The organism is Mesorhizobium sp. M7A.F.Ca.MR.362.00.0.0 (genome assembly GCF_004023175.1).
In the GTDB taxonomy this organism is placed as follows: domain Bacteria; phylum Pseudomonadota; class Alphaproteobacteria; order Rhizobiales; family Rhizobiaceae; genus Mesorhizobium.
This window is the reverse complement of the sequence record NZ_RZTF01000018.1, coordinates 35,640-39,817: the sequence shown is the minus strand read 5'-3', so window position 1 is coordinate 39,817 and position 4,178 is coordinate 35,640. Positions and strand designations below refer to the sequence as shown.

General features: G+C 63.5%; 3 protein-coding genes and 1 pseudogene (1 of these 4 only partly in view). 3 read left to right on the top strand and 1 reads right to left on the bottom strand.

What is annotated here, in order from left to right; genetic code table 11:
- The 3 genes from kdpC to EOC06_RS04795 all read left to right on the top strand — a co-directional run.
- A partial coding sequence (gene kdpC / locus EOC06_RS04805; RefSeq protein ID WP_128307213.1) for a K(+)-transporting ATPase subunit C occupies positions 1–402 on the top strand: 402 nt, incomplete at its 5' end.
- Between the two features lie 54 nt (positions 403–456).
- Complete coding sequence (locus EOC06_RS04800; protein ID WP_128307212.1) at positions 457–3,192, top strand: sensor histidine kinase KdpD; 2,736 nt, start codon at positions 457–459, stop codon at positions 3,190–3,192.
- Positions 3,189–3,881, top strand: coding sequence for a response regulator transcription factor (locus EOC06_RS04795; RefSeq protein WP_128307211.1), 693 nt, complete (start codon positions 3,189–3,191; stop codon positions 3,879–3,881). The genes EOC06_RS04800 and EOC06_RS04795 overlap by 4 nt, the downstream gene beginning before the upstream one ends.
- Before the next feature lie 34 nt (positions 3,882–3,915).
- Here EOC06_RS04795 and EOC06_RS04790 read toward each other — a convergent pair.
- A pseudogene (locus EOC06_RS04790) lies at positions 3,916–4,178 on the bottom strand (LysR family transcriptional regulator) (it continues 622 nt past the right edge of the window).

The following is a 4,178-nucleotide window of genomic DNA, read 5'->3' as shown; positions in this document are numbered from 1 at the left end:
ATCGGCCAGGGCTTTGCCAGCGACAAGTATTTCCATGGCCGCCCCTCGGCCGCCGGCGACGGCTACAACGCCGCCGCCTCGAGCGGCAGCAATCTCGGCCCGACCAATCCCAAGCTGATCGACCGCATCAAGGGCGACGCGGAAAGACTGAAGGCGGAGAATCCGAACCAGCCCGTCCCGATGGACCTGGTGACGACGTCCGGCAGTGGCCTCGATCCCGATATCAGTCCCGAAGCAGCCTACTTCCAGGCCGCCAGGGTGGCCAAGGCCAGGGGGATCGATGAAGCCAAGGTCAAGGCGCTTGTCGATGCCCAAGTCGAGGGCAGGGAGCTTGGCTTCATGGGCGAACCGGTGGTCAATGTGCTCGGTCTCAACCTTGCGCTGGACGCCGCGAAACAGTGAATGGTGCGGGCCGGGGATCGACAGTATCCCCGGCGCCATCCATGATCGATCCCGATGCCGGACGACAGAAGCAACGACGCCAGACCTTCTCCCGACGCACTGCTTGACCATGCCGAGCGGGAAGGTCGCGGCCGGCTGCGGATATTCCTGGGTGCCGCTCCCGGCGTAGGCAAGACCTACGAGATGCTGATGTCGGGCCGCGCCAGGCTGACCGACGGCGTGGATGTGGTGATCGGTGTCGTCGAGACGCATGGGCGCAAGGAGACACTGGCCCTGGTCGAGGGTTATGAGGTCATTCCCCGCCGCAAGTTCGACTACAAGGGGCGCATCCTCGACGAGATGGATATCGACGCCATCCTCGCCCGGCGCCCGGCGCTGGTTCTCGTCGACGAACTCGCCCACACAAATGCGCCTGGCAGCCGGCACCCCAAGCGCTATCTCGATGTCCAGGAAATCCTGACGCACGGTATCGACGTCTACACGACGCTCAACATCCAGCATGTCGAAAGCCTGAACGACGTCGTCGCCCAGATCACCAAGGTCAGGGTTCGCGAAACGGTCCCCGATTCCATCATAGACCAAGCCGACGATGTCGAGATCATCGATCTCACCCCCGACGACCTGATCAAGCGGCTCGAGGAAGGCAAGGTCTATTTCCCCAACACCGCGCAGCGCGCGATCGAGAACTATTTCTCGCCGGGCAATCTGACGGCGCTCAGGGAACTGGCGCTGCGGCGCACCGCGCAGCGCGTCGACGACCAGTTGCTGATCCATATGCAGGCCCACGCCATTCCCGGACCGTGGGCCGCGGGGGAAAGGGTTCTCGTCTGCGTCGACGCGCGTCCGGGCGGGGCGGCGCGTATTCGCTATGCGCGCAGGCTGGCAGACCGGCTCCGTGCCCCGTGGACGGCGCTGCATGTCGACAGCCCTCGCTCGGCCAGCATGCCCGAAGCGGACAAGGATCGGCTGGCTACGAACTTGCGGCTTGCCGAACAGCTCGGCGCCGAGGTGACCACCATTCCCGGTCAGAACATCGCGCAGGACATTGTTCGCCATGCGACGGCGAACAATTTCACCCATATCGTGGTCGGCAGGCCGACCCGGTCGCGCTGGCGGGAATTGATCGAAGGTTCGCTCACCTACGATCTCATCCGCAATGCCGGCGACATCAGCGTCCATGTCATTTCAGGAACCGAACGCAATGCCGAGGTGACGTCGAGGAGTGTCAAGGCGGCGGACGAGCAGTGGCAGTTCGAGATCTGGCCCTATCTCAAGGCCACGGCCTTTGTCATCGGTTCGCTCGCCTTCGCCGTCGTTCTCGACCAGTTTCTCGACGTTCGCAACCTGGCGATCATTCTTCTCATCGGCGTACTGGCATCGGCGGTAACCGGCGGTCTGTGGCCGGCTCTGTACGCTTGTTTCGCCAGCGCCCTTGCTTTCAATTATTTCTTCCTGGAGCCTCGTTATACGCTGACGATCCGGGATCCGGAGAGCATCGTTGCGCTTGGCGTCTTTCTCGTCGTTGCGGTCATCGCCAGCAATCTGACGGCGCGCGTGCAGCGCCAGGCGGTCGCCGCCCGCTCGCGGGCGCGGGCCACGGAAGACATCTACCTCTTTTCAAAGAAGCTCGCCGGCGCCGGCACGCTCGACGACGTCCTTTGGGCCACGGCCTTCCAGATCGCCTCGATGCTGAAGCTGCGGGTGGTGCTGCTTTTGCCGGAAGACGGGACCATCACCGTCAAGGCCGGCTATCCGCCCGACGACACGCTGGCCGAGGCCGACATCGCCGCCGCCCGCTGGGCCTGGGAGCACAATCGTGCGGCGGGTCGTGGCGCCGACACGCTTCCGGGCGCCAAGCGCCTCTATTTGCCCTTGCGGACGGGGCGCACGGCCATCGGGGTCGTCGGCCTCGACAACGACAAGCAGGGTCCGCTGCTGACGCCCGAGCAGCAGCGGCTGCTTGACGCACTGGCCGACCAGGCGGCGGTCGCCATCGAGCGTATTCAGTTGGTTGCCGACGTCGACCGCGCCAAGCTCGCCGCTGAGGCGGACAGGCTGCGCTCGGCGCTGCTCACCTCCATTTCCCATGATCTGAAAACGCCGCTCGCCGCCATCATGGGCGCGGCCGGCACGCTGCGGGATTTTTCAGCAGCGCTTCCCGAACCGGACCGGGCCGAACTGCTGTCGACGGTGCTCGACGAATCCGAGCGGTTGAACCGCTTCATCGCCAATCGGCTCGACATGACCAAGATCGAGTCGGGCGCGATGGAGCCGAACTACGCCTTTCACTATGTCGGCGACATCGTCGGCTCCGCCTTGCAAAGGGCCAGGAAAATCATTGGCGAGCACAAGATCGAGACCGACATCCCCAAGGATTTGCCGATGTTGAAGGTCGACCCGGTGCTGTTCGAGCAAGCGTTGTTCAATCTTCTCGACAATGCGGCGAAATATGCCCCGGCAAGCTCGACGATTCGCATGCAGGGTTGGACCGACAATGGCTCCGTCCTGCTGCAAATCATGGATGAAGGGCCAGGCATTCCTCCCGGCGATCTGGAAAGGATTTTCGACACGTTCTATCGAGTGCGCAAGGGGGACCAGATCCGCGCCGGTACGGGGCTCGGCCTGTCGATCTGCCGCGGCTTCGTCGAAGCGATGGGTGGCACGATCATGGCGGCAAACCGGACCGACGGTTCGGGCGCGGTGTTCACCATCAAAATGCCCAGGCCGGCAAATCCGCCCAATTTCGACGCTTCGAATACCGACGACCACGAGGTGGGTGACCTGGCATGACAAACTCGAACGTCAGGATATTGGTCGTCGATGACGAGCCGCCGATCCGCAAGCTGCTGCGCGTCGGGCTCGGCAGCCAAGGTTATGCGGTCAGCGAGGCGCCGAACGCCAGGGTGGCGATAGAGCTGATGGAGGCCGAGAAGCCGGACCTCGTCCTGCTCGACCTCGGGTTGCCCGGCATGAGCGGCCATGAGCTGCTGCGCAAATGGCGCGACGATGGTCTCGACATTCCAGTGGTCATCCTGTCCAGCCGGACCGACGAGGCCGGCATCGTCCAGGCCCTGGAACTCGGCGCCGACGACTATGTCACCAAGCCTTTCGGCATGAACGAGCTGGTGGCGCGCATTCGCGTGGCGCTCCGCCACAAGTTCCAGCAACAGGGCGAGAAGCCGATTTTCCAGACCGGCGATCTCAGCGTCGACCTGGTCAAGCGCATCGTCAAGGTCGAGGGCAAGGAGGTAAAGCTGTCGCCGAAGGAATACGACATCCTGCGCATGCTGGTGCAGCACGCCGGCAAGGTGCTGACACACCATTTCCTGCTGAAGCAGGTCTGGGGCGATTCGACCGATGTGCAGTATCTCAGGGTCTATGTCCGGCAGCTCAGGCAGAAGATCGAGAAGAGCCCCGACCAGCCGCGCTACATCACCACCGAGACGGGCGTCGGCTACCGCCTGCGCGAGGTTGAGTGAGCAGCTCATCCGCCCCAAAATTATGCAGACGTATCTAAGAGACGGCCACGCAAGTCCGCAGGTGAGACGCCAGCAGCTCGGATGCCGGCTTGCTCGGACCCTGCAAGGGGCTCATCAGGTAGTAGGCGCCGCCAGGGATGATGGGTTGATTGCGGAAGATCACCAACCGCTCCTCCCTGACAAGGTCACCGGTATTGGCAATCCATCCGAGCATCACTCCCATCCCCGCCAGCGCGGCCTGGGTTGCTTGAACGTGGTTGCCGAACGAGAGATCGCCTTGCCGGTCGTGCGGTAGAC